The 19682-nt window shown below is 44.0% G+C and carries 14 protein-coding genes; 2 read left to right on the top strand and 12 right to left on the bottom strand.

From position 1 onward, the window contains the following. Positions 1-199 precede the first annotated feature (199 nt). Positions 200-652, top strand: coding sequence for a universal stress protein (locus I2432_RS02230; RefSeq protein ID WP_041785288.1), 453 nt, complete (start codon positions 200-202; stop codon positions 650-652). A 286-nt stretch (positions 653-938) separates the two neighbouring features. On the opposite strand, the gene I2432_RS02225 is transcribed toward I2432_RS02230, so the two are convergent. Continuing rightward, positions 939-2327, bottom strand: coding sequence for a Cof-type HAD-IIB family hydrolase (locus I2432_RS02225; RefSeq protein ID WP_012678470.1), 1389 nt, complete (start codon positions 2325-2327; stop codon positions 939-941). Between the two features lie 71 nt (positions 2328-2398). Between I2432_RS02225 and I2432_RS02220 the strand changes: the two genes are divergently transcribed. Beyond that, positions 2399-3364, top strand: coding sequence for an asparaginase (locus I2432_RS02220; RefSeq protein WP_154804109.1), 966 nt, complete (start codon positions 2399-2401; stop codon positions 3362-3364). 118 nt (positions 3365-3482) lie between these two features. On the opposite strand, the gene recG is transcribed toward I2432_RS02220, so the two are convergent. The 11 genes from recG to I2432_RS02165 all read right to left on the bottom strand — a co-directional run bounded on the left by recG (position 3483) and on the right by I2432_RS02165 (position 19541). Then, a complete protein-coding gene (gene recG, locus I2432_RS02215; protein WP_206158971.1) occupies positions 3483-5498 on the bottom strand; it encodes an ATP-dependent DNA helicase RecG in 2016 nt (671 codons plus the stop codon). A 362-nt stretch (positions 5499-5860) separates the two neighbouring features. Continuing rightward, positions 5861-7315, bottom strand: a complete 1455-nt coding sequence (locus tag I2432_RS02210; protein WP_196820084.1) for an ABC transporter ATP-binding protein — start codon at positions 7313-7315, stop codon at positions 5861-5863. Beyond that, a complete protein-coding gene (locus tag I2432_RS02205) occupies positions 7252-7932 on the bottom strand; it encodes an energy-coupling factor transporter transmembrane component T (RefSeq protein WP_115250620.1) in 681 nt (226 codons plus the stop codon). The genes I2432_RS02210 and I2432_RS02205 overlap by 64 nt, the downstream gene beginning before the upstream one ends. Next, complete coding sequence (locus tag I2432_RS02200) at positions 7929-8522, bottom strand: MptD family putative ECF transporter S component (RefSeq protein ID WP_012679055.1); 594 nt, start codon at positions 8520-8522, stop codon at positions 7929-7931. Before I2432_RS02200 ends, I2432_RS02205 begins: the two co-directional genes overlap by 4 nt. After that, complete coding sequence (locus I2432_RS02195; RefSeq protein WP_115250619.1) at positions 8503-10185, bottom strand: ABC transporter ATP-binding protein; 1683 nt, start codon at positions 10183-10185, stop codon at positions 8503-8505. The genes I2432_RS02200 and I2432_RS02195 overlap by 20 nt, the downstream gene beginning before the upstream one ends. After that, complete coding sequence (locus I2432_RS02190; RefSeq protein WP_115250618.1) at positions 10178-11941, bottom strand: ABC transporter ATP-binding protein/permease; 1764 nt, start codon at positions 11939-11941, stop codon at positions 10178-10180. The genes I2432_RS02195 and I2432_RS02190 overlap by 8 nt, the downstream gene beginning before the upstream one ends. A gap of 45 nt (positions 11942-11986) precedes the next feature. After that, positions 11987-12769 (bottom strand): ABC transporter ATP-binding protein, encoded by a 783-nt coding sequence (locus I2432_RS02185; RefSeq protein ID WP_115250617.1) that lies wholly within the window; start codon positions 12767-12769, stop codon positions 11987-11989. After that, positions 12766-13788 carry a FecCD family ABC transporter permease gene (locus tag I2432_RS02180; RefSeq protein ID WP_115250616.1) on the bottom strand — a complete coding sequence of 341 codons (1023 nt, stop codon included), beginning with the start codon at positions 13786-13788 and terminating at the stop codon, positions 12766-12768. Before I2432_RS02180 ends, I2432_RS02185 begins: the two co-directional genes overlap by 4 nt. Position 13789: 1 nt before the next feature. Continuing rightward, the gene (isdE, locus tag I2432_RS02175; protein WP_037580194.1) at positions 13790-14674 is read right to left on the bottom strand and encodes a heme ABC transporter substrate-binding protein IsdE; all 885 of its coding nucleotides are present in this window, start codon (positions 14672-14674) and stop codon (positions 13790-13792) included. After that, complete coding sequence (locus I2432_RS02170) at positions 14658-15539, bottom strand: heme-binding Shp domain-containing protein (protein WP_231191928.1); 882 nt, start codon at positions 15537-15539, stop codon at positions 14658-14660. The genes isdE and I2432_RS02170 overlap by 17 nt, the downstream gene beginning before the upstream one ends. Positions 15540-15791: 252 nt before the next feature. Beyond that, on the bottom strand, positions 15792-19541 hold the full coding sequence (locus I2432_RS02165; RefSeq protein WP_115250614.1) for an NEAT domain-containing protein: 3750 nt from the start codon (positions 19539-19541) through the stop codon (positions 15792-15794). Positions 19542-19682 lie beyond the last annotated feature (141 nt).

The following is a 19682-nucleotide window of genomic DNA, read 5'->3' as shown; positions in this document are numbered from 1 at the left end:
CGCCAAAAGCTCTAAGCAAGCTAAGCAGCAGCTATTAATAAGGCTATCTAAGCTAGCTTCTAGCTCAAGGTATCCTCACCTCAGGGAATAGCTGGGCTATTTGGTGAACAATAGCTCAGAAAATCATTAAAACGTTTTCAATTTCTCCTCAAAAAGGGTATAATAGCTATAGAGATAAAGTTCAAAGGAGGATAAACCGATGTCACAAACATATGAACGTATCATGGTCGCTATTGATGGCTCTCATGGCTCCGAATTAGCCTTTCACAAGGGGGTTAATGTCGCTTTGCGTAATGGTGCTGCCTTGATTTTGACCCATGTTGTTGATACACGTGCGCTGCAAAGCGTTGCAACCTTTGATAGCTACATTTATGACAAGTTGGAGCAGGAAGCTAAAGAGGTCTTGGGGGATTTTGAAAAACAAGCACGTGAGGCTGGACTAACTGAGGTGAAGCAGGTGATTGAATTTGGCAATCCCAAAACCTTGCTGGCTCACGATATTCCTGACAAAGAAAAGATAGACTTGATTATGGTTGGCGCAACTGGTCTGAACACCTTTGAGCGGTTGCTTATTGGATCATCATCTGAATATATCCTTCGTCATGCCAAGGTTGACCTATTAGTGGTTCGAGAGCATGACAAAACCCTGTAGCAAGACGAACTCTCTCAGCTGTCAGAAGCATTTGCAGCCTAAGTGAAGTAACCATACCTAGCCCTTAGCCTCAGCTCACAAGGCTGCTAAAGGACCACTGCTCTCATATACTAGTTACCACTAGCTAGACTTTAAGTGCCCTTTTATTGAGGGTGTCTAGTCTACATCAAAAAGCACCCTGAGCTAATAAGTGAAGTGACCCCAAGTGTTAGGCCAAATGCTTAACAGCTAGGAGATCAACTCACAGCTCAAGGTGCTTTTTAATGCCTCTAAAATAAAGACAATCCTATTTTTCCAAGCGCTGCAATGATTTTTGGAGCTGCTTGTCCAACTCTTTTTTGATGGCTGACTCTGGTGCATAACGCTCCTGCCAGTCATCTGGCTTTTGAATTTTATGCGTTATGGGATCAAAATGCGCTTTCCCATCAGGGAAAATTTTCCCCATATTGGCTTCATGGACGGTCTCAAAAATAGGCTGAGGGTCCACTCCCATCAATACAAATGAGCCATAGGTAAAATAAAGCAGATCTGTCAAAGCATCAACCTGCCCAACCAGGGGTGACTCTGGGTGCTCCTTGGCCTGCACCTTCTTAGCTGCCTTATCAAGGGCTGCATGGAGGTCTATCAAAGCCTGAGAAAAGCGATGCTTATCTCCTTGACTGGCTGCATAAAGAAATTCCACAAGCTCCTCAACCTTGAAATCCGCTCGATAACCAGCCTCCTTTAAGGAATAGCCTCTTGGTGTTTCAATCGTGTCTCCGTCCATTAGACGGTGGAAATCCTTGACCTTATTGAAATTGTCATCGCGACTTTTAAAGCTTTTTTCCACATCAAAATGAATCAAGCCATAATGCGCTAGCGCCTTAGAGATACCATCATTGTTATTTGAAGCTGTTGTAAAATGCGCTCCGCTCTTAACCACTGCTTCGGCATTTCCCATCGCAACACCGACACCAACGCCTGAGAGCATTTCTAAGTCATTGTCAGAGTCTCCAAAGGCCATGACCTCTGAGAGCTCAAAGCCAAACATCTCGCCCAAGCGTTCAATGCCCTTGATTTTAGACTGCCCGCTAGAAATCAAGTCTAAGGAATAAGGGCTGCTTCTGGTTACCTTGATATGCGGAAATTTTTCCTTGATTTTTTGGGTATCATCAACAGAGGCAACCAAGACAATCTGATAAATGGGCTCTCTCATAATGGTAACAAGATTGCTGAAGCTTTGCGGCTTAAAACGCCTGATGAGATTTTTAAAGCTGCCCTCAACTGTCTTGACCAAACTCCTTGGCACAATACTGCTAACCATCTGACCAAATGGACTGGTCCCCATATCAATAATCCGAGACCCAGCAAGACCTGAAGCTGTTCCTAGGGAAATCTCACGCTTTTTGTCGCTAGCATAGCGAATGATTTTATAAATGGTTGACTTTGGCAGTTGGTTCTGATACAAGACCTTATCACGCGATAAAATGTATTGCCCATTATAGGTCACTGCAAAATCCAAGCCAAAATTTTCTAAAAAGGGCTGCACAAAAGCAGGTCCACGACCAGTTGCCAGCCCAACCATAATACCTTGTTTTTTTAATTGCTGAATAGCCCTTTGCGTCGTTTTTTGAACATTTTTTCGATCATTAAGCAGGGTGCCATCAATGTCGAAAAAGACTGCTTTTATTGTCAAATCCTTCTGTTCTCTCTTCTATTTGTGATAGAATAAATTATATCACAAATTGAAAGAAGTATGAGTATCAAATGAAAGAAATCCTCGTCTTACATACCGGCGGCACTATTTCAATGCAGGCCGATGAAGCAGGCAAGGTGAGCCCGAATCAAAACAATCCAATGACTCAGGTTGGCCTTAGCCTGGAGCATATCCACTTAACTGTTGTGGATTTTTTAAATCTGCCAAGCCCACACATCACCCCTCACCACATGCTCAAGATGTATCATTACATTCAACAAAGGGTGAGTCAGTTTGATGCAGTGGTCATCACACATGGTACAGATACCTTAGAAGAGACTGCTTATTTTCTAGACACGATGGTGCTGCCTGTAGAGCTGCCTATTGTTATCACAGGTGCTATGCGCTCGGCCAACGAGATTGGAAGCGACGGTATCTATAACTACCTAACAGCACTTAGGGTAGCCAGCCATGAGAAAGCCAAGGGCAAGGGAGTGCTGGTTGTCATGAATGATGAGATTCATGCTGCTAAGTATGTCACCAAAACACATACCACCAATGTTTCGACCTTTCAAACACCGACTCATGGCCCTTTAGGAATCGTCATGAAGGACGATTTACTGTTCTTTAAGACTGCTGAGCCAAGGGTTCGCTTTGAGCTTCGTCATATTTCTGGAACAGTTCCGATTATCAAGGCCTATGCTGGTATGGGAGATGGAAGTATTTTAAGCCTTTTGACACCTGATAGGATTCAGGGACTAGTGATTGAAGCCCTCGGCGCTGGAAATGTTCCTCCCCTAGCAGTATCTGAACTCGAAAAATTAATCGCCTCTGGGATTCCTGTTGTCTTGGTCTCGCGCTGCTTCAATGGCATAGCAGAGCCAGTTTATGCTTATCGTGGAGGCGGTGCCAGCTTAAAAAGGGCTGGTGTCATGTTTGTCAAGGAGCTAAATGCTCCTAAGGCCAGGTTAAAATTGCTCATCGCCCTCAACGCCGGACTTACAGGTCAAGAGCTGAAGAATTACATTGAAGGCTAAGCTCTACCATAATCGCAAGGCTACTACTCCTCAGCTATAGCAAAAAACACGACTCGGTCAGCTAAGAACCTCTTGTCGTGTTTTTATATTAGCTCTGTCTAGCAAGTCAGCCTCACATCTAATCAAACTGATCAGCAACACGAAGATTAGCCAAAATCGGAGCCCATCTAGGATCTAACTGCCAATCCTTAGCTGCAACAATCTCAGCAGCTACTCGTCTTGCCTCCTCTAGGATATGATAATCCTCTACAATATCAGCTGTTTTGAACTCTGGTAAACCTGATTGACGGGTCCCAAAAATCTCTCCTGAGCCACGCAGCTTGAGGTCAGCCTCTGCCAGCACAAAGCCATCATTAGTAGTTGTCATAATGGTCATACGCTCCTTGCCTGAGTCTGTCTTAGGATCTGCCACTAAAATAGCATAGGATTGCTTGCTGCCTCGCCCAACACGACCACGCAGCTGATGCAACTGGCTAAGGCCAAAGCGATCAGCATTCATGACCAGCATGATGGTGGCATTTGGCACATTGACACCAACCTCAATAACAGTTGTTGACACCAAGACATCAATCTCCTTAGCCTTAAAGCGCTGCATGATCATCTCCTTGTCGTCTGCCTTCATTTTGCCATGCATCAAGGCAATGCTAGCTGAAGCTTTAAAATAATCCTTCAGCTCAACCTCTAAAGCTACCGCATTTTTCAAATCCAGCGTTTCAGATTCTTCGATCAAAGGAGAGATAACATAGGCCTGTGTCCCCTTAGCAAGCTCGGTCTTTACCCAGGCCAGCACACTATCTAATTGCCGATGCTTGACCCAGCGAGTGATGATTGGCTTTCGCCCTGCCGGTAATTCATCAATAATGGAAACGTCCATCTCACCATAGGCAGTTATGGCTAGGGTTCTAGGTATGGGAGTAGCTGTCATCATCAAAACATCTGGATTGTTGCCTTTTTCGCGAAACAAGCGACGCTGGTTGACCCCAAAGCGGTGCTGCTCATCAGTAATCACTAGCCCTAGCTTATGATAGGTTACTGTGTCCTGGATCAAGGCATGTGTCCCAACAATCATATCTACAGACCCATCAGCAATAGCTGATAAAGCTGCTCTTTTTTCAGCTGCTTTCATACCCGATGTCAATAGAGCAATAGACAAATCCGGAAACAGCTGACAAAGGCTATCGTAATGCTGCTCAGCCAAAATCTCAGTTGGCACCATGAGTGCCGATTGAAATCCCGCTGTTTGGGCAGCATACATGGCAAGGCTTGCGATTACGGTCTTACCAGAGCCGACATCACCCTGCAACAAACGGTTCATATGAGCCGCTGATGCCATATCTGCTAGGATTTCCTCCAAGCTTCTTTGTTGAGCTCTGGTCAGTGAAAAGGGCAAATCAGCAATCTTTTTTGCCACTGCCTGCTGATGAAAGGCAATAGCTAACCCGTTGCCCTCTGCCTTGTTAGCAAGCTTTAAGACCTGCAGATTCATCTGAAAATAGAAAAATTCTTCAAATTTTATACGACGCAGGGCTTGCTTATAATCCTCTATATGTTTAGGAAAATGCATGGCATAAACAGCAGCTTGTCTCGGCAGCAGGCGGTATTTCTGAATCAAGGGCTCTGGTAAATTTTCTTCCAGCTGAGCTAAGGCACCGCTATCAAAGGCTGATCTGATCGCCTTAATCAGGGCGGGCTGACTAATCCCCTGCGCCACATGATAAACTGGCTGCAAATCATCTTCTAAGGTCATGAGTAATTTCATGCCTGTCAAGGCCACCTTTTTTTGATCCCACCTGCCAAAGATAGCCACTTCCTGATCCAAGACGATTTTCTCAAGTAGGTAAGGCTGATTGAAAAAGCTGACACTAATCACAAGCTCTCCCTGCTTCAATTTGAAGCTCAAGCGATTACGCTTAAATCCATAGTATTGAACGCTTGGTGGGGTCACAACTCTACCTGTAAGGACAGCCTTTTCACCATCTAAAAGCTCTAAGGCTGACTTGCTCTTAAAATCCTCATAGCGAAAAGGATAATAGAGCAGCAAGTCCTTGATCTGATAAATGCCTAATTTTTGAAATTTCTCAGCTGACTTTGGACCAAGACCCTTCAAATTAGCAATCGAACTCTTTAACAGCATCTCAACCTCGCTTTCTTTTTCATTATTATATCAAAAATCAAGAGCCTCTCCAAAAAGGAAGAGGCTCGTTTTCTTATTGTAGGTGCCTTGAGATATTAGCCAGTCCTAGCACACGCTAGGGCTACCTCATTAAAGATAAAAAACAGCATATAAACAATTCAGCACTGCTTGCTAGGCCAAGATATGCCCTAGCACTGTGATAGCTACTGCTAGCTTGTCAAGAGTTGGCTAAAAAAGCCTCAGGCTTGTGATTGGTCAATCGCAGCTAGTGGTTATCAGATCAAGCAGGAACACCTGCTGCTCCAAGGAGCGATAAAGCCATCACCAATACAGCACCAGACCGCTTGAGCAAGGCTAGGCCTTTACCTGCTCAACTGATAGATACTATCACAGGCTTGATCCAGTAATTCCTCGTCATGAGAGATGACAATCACTACCTTTTTCTGCTGCTTTAGCTCCTTTAAAAGACTAACCAGAGCCTGCATTTGAAGCAGATCCAAGCCGCTGCTTGGCTCATCAAGAATGAAAATCTCCTTATCAGACAAGAGGCTAGCAGCAATCATCACCCTTTGCTGCTCACCACCTGATAAGCTGGCAGGGTGCTTGTCTAGAAGCTGAGAAAGCCCAAGCCTATTCACCAGATCATCAGTAGCCTGATGTCTATGATGCCCCAGATTAAGCTCCCTTGCTACCGTCTCTGCAAATAGCTGTAGCCCAACGTCCTGCAGCACTAGGCTTGTGATTGAAAGCCTTTCCTTAGCAGACAGAGGGACGCCCAGATAGCTGATTTTGGCCTCTTTTGCTTCAAAAATACCTGCCAGATATAAAGCCAGCTGTGATTTTCCCAACCCATTAGCTCCGGTAATGCCAGTGATTTGTCCTGCACCAAAGCTGAGCTGATTGAGGTGATACAAAACCCTGCTGCCTGCCCTGACCTCTAGCTGCTTGATTTGCAGGGCATACTTTGGATCATAATGCTCAAAAACAGTCTTTGCCCGCAAAGCCTTAGTCACAGCGGCCAAATCACATCGTCTTAGCCCTAATGCCTCACGCTCCTGATCTGGCAAAGCTAGCAATTCCTTAGGGCTTAATACGCGCTCTAGTCTACCAGCTGAAAAATAGTAAAAATGGTCTGCCAAATCCAGCAAATAATGCAAGCGGTGCTCAGCGACAATAATCGTTTTGCCAGCAGCCTTAAGCTGCTTTAAATAAGCCTTGACTGCTGCTACACCAGCATGGTCCAAATTGGCTGTTGGCTCATCAAAAACCATGATAGCTGTCCCTTGCATGATAGCTGCTGCAATAGCCACCCGCTGCTTTTGACCACCAGATAGCTTAAGCATATCTGCTTCTAGTAAGTCCTTGATGTCAAAGTCAGCTGCTAAGGTCTCCAGCCTCTCAAGGATAAGAGCTGGCTCTAAGCCCTGATTTTCACAAGGAAAGACAAGCTCATGCTTGACCTCACGATAGAAAAACTGACTGGCTGGGTTTTGAAAGACAGAGGAAACCTGCCTTGACAGCACTTCAACACTAGCCTGACCAGCCTGATGAGACAGTACTTTCAGACTTCCTTGTAATTGTCCTGAAAAATAGTCTGGAATCAAGCCATTGAGCAGCTTAAGAAAGGTTGACTTGCCTGAGCCTGACTGACCACAAAGCACGATAAACTGACCTGCCTCTATCTGACAATCCCTGAGCTCACAGGCAGTCTGCCTACGATTGGTATAGGAAAACTGCAGCTGCTTTGCCTTGATCACTGGAGAACCATGTAGGCTATCGTCACAAATATCCAAATCTGTACCCCCCAATCCTTCCATGATAGATGTGATACGAAGCACTCACTTGCTCCCTTTTTGATTGCTAGCCCTTTTGTTAGGCTAGCAATGGTTAAGTCCTGACTGCTTCTCAGCAATGACATCAACAGTGGTACCAAGAGATACTCCATATACCGCCTCGGCTGCCTGACAATAGCCCAGCTGTCCAAGAAAATGCCCCTGATTTTCAGAGATTGCCGAATAACCTTTCCTTCCTGCCTGATCTTAGGTAAAAAGCGCAACATGACAGCGAGGGTCAACAGACAAACCTCTGGCACATGCCATTTTCGCAGCCCATGCACAAGCTCGTAGGCACTTGTTGTCTTAACAAAAATCAAGGCAGCAAGCACAGATGGGTAAAGCAATTGACCAGCAACAGCTGCAAAGCTCAGCAGCCTAAACAGATAGGCTGGCAGCACATGAAGCGGCAATACAGACAAACCAAGCAATAAGGCATAAAGCAGTGCCATACCGATTGCCAGACGCCCTTGACCAAGCCAAAACAAAATACCAAGCAAAACGCCTATAATCATCGTCCCCAGCCAGCCATCAATCCGAAAAAAGAAGCAGGCATTAGCTAGAATTAACAGGAGCAATTTTGTGCGAACATCAAGCCTCATAAAAGCATTCCTGACTTAGCAAAATGCTTTTTCAGCAAGTATTGACCAAAAAGGCCACCTACTAAGGCACAAAGAAGGACAACACCAACAAACCAGCTGACATTTGCAACGGTAAAGTCATACATGATACGGTTAACATATGCCATGTCCTTACCACGCGCTAAAAGACTCTGGATATAGGCGTCCTTCAACAGCCACATTAAAATAATAGGACCACTGTTAACAAAGGCAAAAACAAGATAAGACAAGAGATTCACTAGTCTAGATTGATATTTTCCTAAAAGGGCTATGCCATCTGCCAAACAACCAAAAAGAATAGCTGGCAGCATTGAAGCAAAAAAGTGACCCGTCAAAAAGAAGAAGCTTCCCATAATAATCCCTACTAGGCTTATCGGTCCAAAGGTCTGCAGCTTAGCGATTAATAGCATATAAACAGGCCCGCCAAGCAAGGCCGCAAAGGCTGGCGCATAGAGCATATTGCCTGAGCGATCAAACAGAATGCTCAGCATAGCTCCAAGCCCCACACAAACGAAATAAAGGGCGGCAAAGGCGCCTGTTGTCATGATATCTTTAATGGTTAACCCTTTCATTATTTACCTCCTTCAAAAAACCATTTCTCACACAAAATAGCTGGTCTGCACAGGCCAAGGTAGACGGCCGGTGTGAAATCAAAAAGACCATTCCCAGGCAGTGCTTTTTAATCAAATCAATAAAGATGGCTTCATTCAGCGAATCCAAGTTTGACGTTGGCTCATCAAAAATATAACAATCTGCCCGCTTTAGCAAGGCTCGCATCAATTCCAAGCGCTGGGCTTCACCAGCTGAAAAGTCTGCTGATCCTCTCACTAGGGTATCTAGCCCCTCATCACAGGCTAGGATACGCTCCTTCATGCCACAGGCCTCAGCAAGTTCCATGATATCATCATCTGAAATGTCCTTACGACCAAGTGTGAGGTTTTCGCGAAGCGTTTGCTGAAATAGCTGCGCATTCTGCGGGACATAGGCAAAGTTAGCCTGTAGAGAAGCAGCATTTAACAGTTGACTGTCGACCTCACTCAGGAAAATATGACCAGATTGCCAGCTGTACCATTTCATAATAACCTTCATCAGGGTTGACTTCCCAGAGCCTGACTCTCCCTGAATACCGATAATGCCTTTCTTTTCAAAAGCGACGGATAAGTGGTGGTAAACAATCTCCTGATGCTTGGGATAAGCAAAGGTCAGATCATCAATAGCAATCCTTGTGACCGACGATATACGCTGATCACCCTTATCTACTAACGCTTCTTCATCTAAAAGCTGAAAGACATTCCTAGCAGCATTCATGGCACGCTTGAAACCAAGCGGCAGACGCCCTAATTCTAAAAAGGGGGCAAAGGAGGCTGTAAAGGCGACAAAAGCCAGTAGCCCACCAGCAAATGTCACTGTCTGCTGACTCAGCTCAAAGAGGGTGACATAAGCAAAGGTCAAAATAGACAAACCAAGAGCTAAAAAGGTTATCGCCATCTGCAAAAATTGAGCCTGTGCCACCTGACGATCAAGCGCATTAACATGCTTGCTCTGATCAGCCAAGAGCTTAAAGCGCTTCTCAATGCTTTGAAATTGCAGCAAATCCTTGACAGACCTGAGGCTCTCTAAAAAGCTTGACACATAAGTCCTGCGCCCTTCATTTTGCTTTTTGAGCAGTGATTGAAGGACATTTGAAAAATATACTGGAATGATGACAGCCAAAAGCACATAGGTCACAATAGCCCCTAAGGCCAGCTTCCAGCTAACCTGCAAAAACCAATAGACCATCAGACTAGCTGAAACAAGAGCTGTACAAATAGGCGCAAGCGTATGGGCAAAAAAGACCTCCAAGGCCTCAATATCCTCGCCAATCATCTTTAAGAGGTGCCCACTGTCTTGACTATCTAAGCGAGCTGGCGAGAGTGCCCTTAGCTTTTTAAAGACAATCCTGCGAAAGGCCGCTAGGCTATGAAAGGCAACAAAATGCCCAAAATAATGCTCTCCATAACGAAAAAGTCCTCTTAGCAGTGCCATAGCAATAAATAGATAAAGCCATTTAAGGTCTATAGCATGGCCTGCCATCACCTCTAATCCCAAATAGGCTAAGCTGGTAGGAATGCTGACCGTAAGCATAAAGCCTAACACCGCAAACACAACTGCCAAAGCTATCCAGGCCAGCAAATGCTTCATCATAGCAAGTAAGCGTAAAACAAGCCGGTAGGTGCTGTAATCACTCTTAACCATAAAGATTTGCCTCCAATTCTGCTTGTGTGTCAACCAATTGACGATAGGCCAAATGGTGTCGGTAAAGTTCTCTTGGGCTAGCCAAGCTAGCAGACTGCCCAGGACTTAAAAAGAGCACCTGATCTGCCTGCTTTAAATATTTCATCTTATGGGTGATGACAATCACAATAGCCCTTTTAGCCAATTGCTGAAGCAGCTTGTAAATAGCAGTCTCATTGTCAGCATCAAGACTAGAGGTCGCCTCATCAAAGATATAACAAGAGCGCTGACTTAGTAAAGCCCTAGCACAAATCACCTGCTGTCTTTGCCCTGCCGATAAATGACAGCCATTTTCTCCAACAATGGTATCAATCCCATCAGGTAGCCAGTAAATAAAGCTTAAAATGCCATGCTCATCAATCCAGCTAAGCAGCTCCTTTCTTGTCAGCTGAGCTGCCATAGCAAGGTTCTCATAAATACTCATGTTAAGCAGCGTTGACTGATCAGAAACATAGAGTATCTCCTGGTTGATGGCCTGTTTAGAAGCCAGATCAATCGCTACATCGCCAAGGAATATCTGGCCACTATCTGCCTGATAGCGCTTCAACAGGAGCTGTGCAAGACTAGTTTTACCCTGCCCTGAAACACCTGCAATAGCTGTCAGCTCCCCCTTTTTGATAGTCATCGTGATGTCCCTTAGCAAAGCCTTTTCCCCATGTGAAAAGGACAAATCTTGAATACCAATACGATCAAAGGCCGGTAGGGCCAATCCCTTGTCTTGGTCAACAGCCTCAACACTATCTAAAAAGCCAAAGATTTGGTCTGCCATTTTAGTATTCATCATGACTAGGTGCATGCCATAGCCCTGCTCCCTAATAGGGGCAAAAAATTCAGTTGCAATCAGGATAAAAAAGAGAAAGTCAAAAAAGGAGATACCGCCAGCTGATAGAGCTTGAACCGCTAAAAAGCCAGACAGACCAATTCCCAGATACATGACAGCGTCCATATAGCCAACCGCCTGCAGCTGAAAGCCCAGGAGCTGCATGGTAGCCTTACGAAAGGCCTCTGCCTTATTGACAAAGCTCTCCTCATACCTTTCATCTGCCTGATAGGAATAGAGGGTATTTAGCCCTTTGAGATCGTCCATAAACAGATTACCAACGTCCATATAGGTTGACCAGTAATGGTTCATGATCCTTTTAGAGCGCTTTTGCATAGCAACAATGGATATGGGAATCAGGGGCAATGACAAGATAAAGACCAAGCCCCCTATAGGATAGATCAAAAAAACAAGCAGCAGGACCGTTGTGCAATTAAAAGCTGTTCGCATCGCAAGCGATAGGTAATAGGAATAATAGGTATCCAGGCTATCAATCCCCTGTGAAGCAACCGTTAACACATCAGCCACTGTTGACTGCTGATCAAACTGCCCGTCCATAGCAATAAAGGCATCAAAAAAGGATTGCTTGAGCGAGTCACGCGCAAACTGCGAAGCCAAGCCCTGTAGCTGCTTTGCTATCATTGCCAAGCCAAAGCCAACAGCATTTAAAATCAAAAGAATAACAAGAAGCCTTGTCAATTGCAGGGCTTGACCTGCTAAAAAGGCTGTGAATTGCTTAGCAATTAAGTAAAAGCTCATTAAACGCATCAAAAATTGCAGCCAAGATAAAAAGGCCGACAAATAAAGCAAAAACCGCTTAGGAGCAATGCGCTCCTTTAAACGCCTTAAAAGCATTTTTTTCTTTGCGCGTGATATTTTTTCAGTTGTATCATTCATATAATCGTCGCCTTATTCCTATCTATCATTCATTTTTTCTTTGTTTCATAAAGTAGTAAGGACAAATCGCCTATCCTGCTTTTCAATAAAGGGCAAGCTCACCCCAAAAACTGCCTCCACAAAAGCCTGATCAAGAATCTCCTGTGGACTGCCCTGAGCATAGATGGCACCCTTTTGCAGCCCAATCACACAATCCGAAACAGCCAAGGCCTGATTAATATCATGCAGCACCATGATAATCGTCATTCCTAGCTCCTGATTGATTTTTTTGATGAGGGCTAAGATATCCAGCTGGTACTTAATATCAAGATAAGTGGTTGGCTCATCAAGCACTAAAACACCTGTTTTTTGGGCAAGCGCCATAGCAATCCAGACCCTTTGCTTTTCACCACCAGATAGCTCCTGCATTTCCCTAAAGGCCAATTCCCTTAGATTAGTCACCTCTAAGGCCCAAGCAACAATGTCATCGTCCTCTTGACTTGAGCCCTTAAAAAAACGCCGATGGGCTTGTCTTGCCATAGCCACCAAATCACCCACCAGAAGATCTGCTACCGCCTGATTATCCTGATGCACAACAGCCACTTTTTGGGCAAACTGCTTAAGACTAATGGAGCTAATAGCTTGTCCCTCTAGGAAAATCTGCCCAGACTTAACGGGGATATTTTTAGTCAGCAACCCCAGTAGGGTTGATTTGCCACAGCCATTTGCCCCCATAATTGTCGTTATCTTGCCTTTTGGAATGGTAAAGCTCAGCCTATCTAAAATAAGCCTATCACGATAAGTAAAGGACAAATCCTCTACACTAATCAAGCCTTGCTCATGCCTCATATCAGATCAGACCCCCTTAACAGATAAATAAAATAAGGTCCCCCGACAATGCTCATGATAACAGCTGGGCTAATCTCCAAAGGATAACACAATTGTCTTCCTAAGGTATCTGCCAGCAAAAAGACAAAGGCGCCAAGCAGGGCAGAAAAAGGAATGAGATAGCTGTGCTTACTACCAACTAAAAGGCGGCCAATATGCGGCACAATCAGGCCTAAAAACGACACCACACCCACAATTGAGGTAGAAACAGCAGCCAGTAAGACCGCTACCAGTGAGATTCCTAAGCGCAGGTAATTACTATCAATGCCTAAATTACGAATCAAGCCATCGTTTAGCAGCAACAAATCACACTGCCTTGCTAGACCTATCGCAAGCAGCAAGCCAAGCACTGTATAAGGCCACAGCACACCGACATCTACCCAGGTTTTTTGGCTAATATTTCCTGACAGCAGCGCATTGACAAAGGGATTGCTGGTTTTTGAAAAATCAGTAATCGCACGAGACAAGCCTAAAAACAAGGCGTTGATAGCTATTCCTGTCAAAATGATACGTATCGGCTGCAAGCCCTTCTTCCAGGACAAGGTATAAATCATCAAAAAAGAAACACAGCCTCCCACAAATGATAACAAAGGACCATAAAACAAGAGCTGCGGCAATAGCAGGCTAGATAACAAGACCATAAAGCTAGCCCCACTGCAAACCCCAATAATCGCCGGATCTGAAATAGGATTTTTTAAAATCGCCTGAAACAGGACCCCAGATGTTGATATACCTGCCCCAGCCAGTAAAGCAATCACAATCCTTGGAAAGCGTAAATCATAAATAAGGGCTACCTCTGGATCATATGCTACAAATAAGCCGCTAAATATCCTCTGATAAGAAACAGATAAGCCCCCAACAGAGACCGCATATAGCATTAAGCCAAACAGCAGCATGAGTAATAGAATCATATAAACCAGTCTAGTGGTTCTTTTTCTTGCTGCTGTGACTTGATCAGAATATTGACTACCTTGCTGCATCTTAGTTGACTTCCTTTGCTCCATAAAAGATTTGTGACAGATGATTCAAAGCCTCTTTGTAGTTAAACTTAGCACTCATGCCAAAAAGGGTATTATCCAAATCATAAACCTGCTGAGATTTGACAGCTTCAAAATGCTTCCAAATATCATTTTCAGCAAATTCCTTATCAAACATGTCCTTAACCTTATCTGGAATGGCATGGGCAGTACGCAAAATCAGATCAGGCTGCTGCTGAAGCATGTCCTCTGGATTGGCAGACAAAAATTCCTTGTCCTCAGAATGATAAACATTCTCACCACCAGCCAGCTCAAGCAGATTGCCAACATAGGATTTATTTGTAGCAATCAGATAGCTGCCAGGAAGCCCCATCAAAATAAGAACCCTAGGCTTTTTTTGCCCTTTATGCTTTTTCTTAAAGGCCCGGTAAAACTTCTCATAATCAGCCCGCAAGCGCTTAGCTTCCTTTTTGCGATCAAACAAGTCCCCCAAATCATCAATCGACTGGTACATGCCTTCAAGGCTAGTTAAATTCAAAAAGCCATATTCCGTATCCAATTGCTGGTATTTAGGCTCTAAATCATTTTGCAGAGAATTGGGACTAAGTATCCACGTTGGCTTTAGAGAAGCAATAAGCTCCATATCAGGATTCATCGGCAGACCGATCCTTTTGACAGCATCGTAACGCTTTGGCAATTGGTATAGCTTACTGTCACAGACCCCAACCAAATCTAGGCTTAGCCGATCACAAATATCAACAACAGCCACAGAGGTGGCAACGATTCTCTCCTTATCAGCCTTTTTCTCTGCCTTAGGATGCTGATCCACACAAGCAGATAGTACCAAGGACAAAACAGCTAATCCGATAAGCTTAATGACTTTCTTCATTGTTTTTTCTCTTTTTCTTTATAAACAAGACCAAGGCTCCTGACAGCAGAAGAGCTGTTGGTATATAGTAAACCAGAACTGACAATGGATTGTTTACTGGTTTTTGAGACGACTCTGGCTTACTTTTATCTAGCGAAGTGGTTAAGCCAGCTGCCTGACCCTTCTTAGAGGGACTTGACTGTTTTTTTAGAGTACTTGATTGACCAATTGGCCTTGTTGATGGATTAGGAGCTGACTTGTCGTCTTTTGAGTCCGGTTTACTAGGAGCTTTCTTCTCATCTGCCTTTGCAGGAGCTGTCACCGCATGATCTGCCTTGGCTTCTCCTGCTGCAAAGCTAGCTACCATATCTCCACTGTAGCCTTCTTGTAGATCAGAAGGTGAAAGGTAAAAGACAACCTCTCTGCCCATAGGCTCTACGTACATGCTACCTCTAACAACCGTATTGACATCAGGCAAAGCAATCGCAATATCCTTTGTTGTGCCATTGGTATCAGTGCCAACCTTAGTCACACTGTAGGCTGCCGCCTGAAAAGTCCCTGTACCACCCGGCTGAACCCAAAATTGGTAGTTACCTGAAAAATCAGCTAGACTCATGCGAAAGGTCAGATACAAATCCCCCGCCGAGGTTACCTCTAGCATACCATTGCTATAGACTGTTCCTTCCACCATGCCTTGGCCAATCTCAAAAGCGTGCTCACCACCGCTATCTTCAATCTGCCCTGAAACTGGGTGGCGATAATCTCGCCTAATCACACAGGAATAAAGCTCACCCTTATCAGCATAGGTCTTACCTCCTACAGCTGCTAGGCAAATGAGCAATACCGCCAAGCCACCCACTAATTTTTTGAATAATCTCTTTATCATATGTTCCTCATTAATGATCTTCATTTCCTTACGACAATCAAATAAGGCATAGATTTAGACACAGGCCAAGACCTACTCTTATTTGACTATTATAACACCTCAAATACGAAAAGCATACCCATTCCTCACTTACCAAGGGTAAGCTTAAGAAATCATTAGAAACAGGCATGCCTTTACGTATCGTTGATAAGCCTTGATGACTACAAGCGACTAAACCAAGCTCTTAGTGCATCAAACAGGCTCTCTACTGACTTAAAATAATTTTTTCCTACCAAGAATGAGACCAACTGCTATGACAATAAAGCTTGCTAGACCGATAATGATATGGCCGCGATGATCAGCCTTCATCTGCTCCTGGCTATGTTTAGCAGCCTTAGATTTAGCCTTAGCTCTGGCTTTGGCAGCCTGCTTAGAGGCCTTGCCTGTACCAGCCTTAGACGCCTTATGTGAAGAAATCAGGCTCTTAAGCTTATCTGTACCAGTCTTAGTAGCCTCCTTGGCATTACTGCTTGGTGTAGCTGACTTCTTAGCCAAAAGATTGGTCAAATTAGGAATAGCAGGACTTGTATGACCACCAATGATATCTGTATGAGGCTGCAAGAGCTCACCTATAGTGCCATGTCCATGATTGTCCTCTGATTGTGGCAATTGTGCCTTATCCTTTGTCAGGCTTTGAAGATCCAGCTTCATAAATACTGTCTGGAAGCCTGTTCCCTTAGAGATAGCGTCCATAATTGGCACAAAGACGCGAAGGGGTACCAAGCCATCCTTTTTAGCCTGATCAATCAGCCTAAATCTCAACACCTGTGGGTAATTGCTACCATAAGCATCTGATAAAGGCTTGCCTGTGACATCTGTAAAGTAGGACACAACCTCTGCTTTTTCTGTCTTACCAACCGGTCTGCCAGTCAAATCCCTTTGATAGCCATCAACAAAGTAGCTCAATTCTCCGAGATACCCTGTCAGGTTACCAACCTTCATGCCCTTAAAGGTCACCTCTAGGTCATAGACACCCTTATTCACAATCAATTTGACGCGGTGGTCAATCGCCTGATTAGACATTGATTCTGACTGCAAATCATTTTTAAGCATGCTTGCCTTAATATAGTAGATACCATCTTCAAGCTTATTAATATCCAAGCCCTTAGACTGGCCACTGCCTGCAAGCTGGTCCTCCTTGACCTCAACATCATTAGAGGTCAGATAGATATGCTCACGCTTCTTAGCAAATTCCTTGGTGATAAGAGCCTTACGCACACGATAAACGCCTGCTCCCTTTAGGTCAAAGGAGCCTTGAAGCTCATCTTGTGGATCGTTGTTCAGACGTCTCTCATCAACTGTGACATATTGACCGGTTGATGTTTTTTTCTGTAGCTGTATGACAATATCCCAGTCAGCATAACGCTCATTTAATAAGGCAATGACGTCTGACGAGCTTGCCTTTAAGCGTTTATTGTAATCCTCGATAGAGCTAATTTCTGCTTCGGTGCTTGAGAGTGTCTGCTGCTCCCAATAGTACAAATCAAGCAAGCTAAACCCTTGATGATAGGTAATTGCTTGGTGATTTAAGGCCGCAGACAGATTAGCCAGCTGCTTTTGTGGGTTTAGCTTATTTGTCCCCATGAGCTGTCTAAGCTTATCACTAACGCCACTTAGGCAGTTAAATTTAAGATCAAGATCCAATGCCTTTAGATCTGCAAAATCAGCTTCGCTAATATTCGTTAAAAGGTTATTATAGACATTAAGCTTTGATAGCTGCTTATTGGCCTTGAAGGCTCCCTGTGGGATTTTAGTTAGCTCATTTGATGCCAAGTCAACGGTTAATAAGTTTGGCATATGACTAAAGTCAATATTAGCAATATCTAAAATCTGGTTTCGATTGGCAACGATATAAGAAAGCTTAGTTAGCTTACTCAAGGAGCTTGGCAGGCTGCCCAACTGGTTTTCAGAAACATCAAAGAAGTTTAGATTATCAAGTGAAGCTAGAGCATTTTCTGAAAATTCAGTAATGATATTTTCAGCCAAGGCCAAGGAGGTCAAGCGAGATAGACCATTAAAGACACCATCTCGAATCACGCTGATTCTATTTTTTGACAGGTCTAGCTGGTCCAGCTGAGCAAGATTTCTAAACAGCCCCTCCTCCAGACTTGGCATATAGTTGCTTGAGAGATAGAGCTCTTTTAGCTGGCTGTTATGAGCAAAGGTATCCTTATCTAGGGTTGTAATCACATTGCTGCGAAGATTTAAGAACCTTAGATTGTTCATTTGACTGAAGGTTTCCTTTGGAATGCTTGAAATCTGATTGCCCTCTAAATGCAGCTCAGTAATATGCTTAGCATGCTTTAAGAGTGAAATATCTGTCAGATCATAGTGGTCTAAGCGCAGCTCACCTTCAATCTTTGCGATTTCTTCAGGTGACATTTTTCCATCACCATTAAGATCCTTTCCAAGCTTAACCAAAACCTTTTCAAGACGTTCAGAGCCGATTCCTTTTTCCTTGTCGTCGATTTCAGCCTGATAGCCTGTCCAGCCCTTACTTGCTGTAGCGCTAAAGGTCATGTCCAGCTTGGTGTATTTGTCATAGTGATGTAGGTCGCTTTCCTGACCACCCATAGCTGATACTAGCACAGCCCCCTTGTGAAGCTTGTCCAGCTCCTCAATCGGTAGGGTAAATTCACTTCTAATGTAGTTATTGTTAATATCGCGTTCACCAACCTGAGTGCGAACAGAGCTTGGATACTGTCCCTTACTCTCAATAGAAAAGTCAATCAAAAATTGCCCTAGAGCTGTATTGAGCAATGAAATTTCCATCTTGCCATCTTCTTTGACGACCAGCTTGGCCTTCTTGTCAAATGCTCCCTGCAGCATTGAGGCTTCCTCTGTATTTTCCTTATTAGCCTTAAAGGTTAAGGTATAGGTTCCTGCCTTCAAATCAGTAACAGCCAGATCAGCTCCCTGATAGGACTTGATACTATCCATCAAAAGCTCATAGGTCTCCTTGAGCAATTTTTCATTATCAATATGACGATAGGACTCCTTGATCACCTGAAGCTTGCTAGACAAGTCCTTGACCTGTTCTTTATTGGCCTCGCTAGCAATGATACGCTCAGCCTCTTTGATCGCACTTTCCAGCTTAGTAAAATCAAGTCCCTGCGGTACTTCCTGCTGGGATCCTTGTCCCTGCTTTTGCTTAGCAGAAACAAAGGTGTATTGCTTATCCTCTTTTTTCACTGTAATGATGACATCTTCAAAGCTTTGTGAGGAGATGACAATCTTGTTTTCTCCCTCCTTGAAAGCTGTCGTCCCAAGATGAAGTCCCTTCAGGTCAGACACATAGCCAGACTTGTCCTTTACTGAATCATAGACCAAATCCTTATAGTCCTGGTCATTGACCTTGATCTTTGTGATTTGATGAGCTAATTCCTTAATTTGCTTTGTGCTGGAATAACGATCAATTTCCGGAAAAAGCAGCTCTCCTTCTGTTGCTTCCAGCTTAGTGATAAATGATAGGGTCGCTAGACCATCATGGCTAGCTGCCTTAGCAGGCTTTTCTGTCTTAGCAGCTGCCTGCAGTGAAGCAGCAGTATCATCTGAAGGCTTGGCAGAAACAAAGGTGACATCATTTCCTTTCTTGTCAAAGACCACAAGAATGCCTCCGTTGGTCTTATTGACGATGCGTAGCTGATGCTGTCCTTCTTTGATGTCCTTAGCATTTACCTTGATCCCTTGGTAGTTGATGTCATAGCTATAGTCACCCTCCAGCTTATTGACATACTCTTTATCATCAATGATAATTTTCTCAATATTTTTATAATAGACCTTCCCTTCTGACTTATCCGCATAGGGACCAATCTCCTCGAACAATAAAATATTATCCTTAAGCTTGACAGTCGTCACTAGACTCGAAGAGACTTGAGCAGCCTCTGAGCGGACCGTCTGGGCAGACTGAGCAAGAGCCAGCGTTGATAAAGCAAGAATGGCGCACTTATTGATACTTTTCATGATTTCAAACCTTCTAAAAATGTTATTAGCCATTTAATTATTTTATTAATCTCACTTAATTTATCATGTTGTCAAGTCTTTGTCAAGATTGATTTTGAGATTTTTTTCACAATAAGGCAAAGAAAAAACAGCCCCTCAACA

Source organism: Streptococcus equi subsp. zooepidemicus (assembly GCF_015689395.1).
Classification (GTDB): Bacteria; Bacillota; Bacilli; order Lactobacillales; family Streptococcaceae; genus Streptococcus; species Streptococcus equi.
Note: the sequence above shows the minus strand (reverse complement) of the source record. Positions and strands in the feature narration are given on the sequence as shown.

What these genes read in the sequence shown, in the direction of transcription:
- I2432_RS02230 (WP_041785288.1), top strand. Translation starts at nt 200, where the DNA reads ATGTCACAAACATATGAACGTATCATGGTCGCTATTGATGGCTCTCAT.
- I2432_RS02220 (WP_154804109.1), top strand. Translation starts at nt 2,399, where the DNA reads ATGAAAGAAATCCTCGTCTTACATACCGGCGGCACTATTTCAATGCAG.
- recG (WP_206158971.1), bottom strand. Translation starts at nt 5,498, where the DNA reads ATGCTGTTAAAGAGTTCGATTGCTAATTTGAAGGGTCTTGGTCCAAAG.
- I2432_RS02210 (WP_196820084.1), bottom strand. Translation starts at nt 7,315, where the DNA reads ATGGAAGGATTGGGGGGTACAGATTTGGATATTTGTGACGATAGCCTA.
- I2432_RS02205 (WP_115250620.1), bottom strand. Translation starts at nt 7,932, where the DNA reads ATGAGGCTTGATGTTCGCACAAAATTGCTCCTGTTAATTCTAGCTAAT.
- I2432_RS02200 (WP_012679055.1), bottom strand. Translation starts at nt 8,522, where the DNA reads ATGAAAGGGTTAACCATTAAAGATATCATGACAACAGGCGCCTTTGCC.
- I2432_RS02195 (WP_115250619.1), bottom strand. Translation starts at nt 10,185, where the DNA reads ATGGTTAAGAGTGATTACAGCACCTACCGGCTTGTTTTACGCTTACTT.
- I2432_RS02190 (WP_115250618.1), bottom strand. Translation starts at nt 11,941, where the DNA reads ATGAATGATACAACTGAAAAAATATCACGCGCAAAGAAAAAAATGCTT.
- I2432_RS02185 (WP_115250617.1), bottom strand. Translation starts at nt 12,769, where the DNA reads ATGAGGCATGAGCAAGGCTTGATTAGTGTAGAGGATTTGTCCTTTACT.
- I2432_RS02180 (WP_115250616.1), bottom strand. Translation starts at nt 13,788, where the DNA reads ATGCAGCAAGGTAGTCAATATTCTGATCAAGTCACAGCAGCAAGAAAA.
- isdE (WP_037580194.1), bottom strand. Translation starts at nt 14,674, where the DNA reads ATGAAGAAAGTCATTAAGCTTATCGGATTAGCTGTTTTGTCCTTGGTA.
- I2432_RS02170 (WP_231191928.1), bottom strand. Translation starts at nt 15,539, where the DNA reads ATGATAAAGAGATTATTCAAAAAATTAGTGGGTGGCTTGGCGGTATTG.
- I2432_RS02165 (WP_115250614.1), bottom strand. Translation starts at nt 19,541, where the DNA reads ATGAAAAGTATCAATAAGTGCGCCATTCTTGCTTTATCAACGCTGGCT.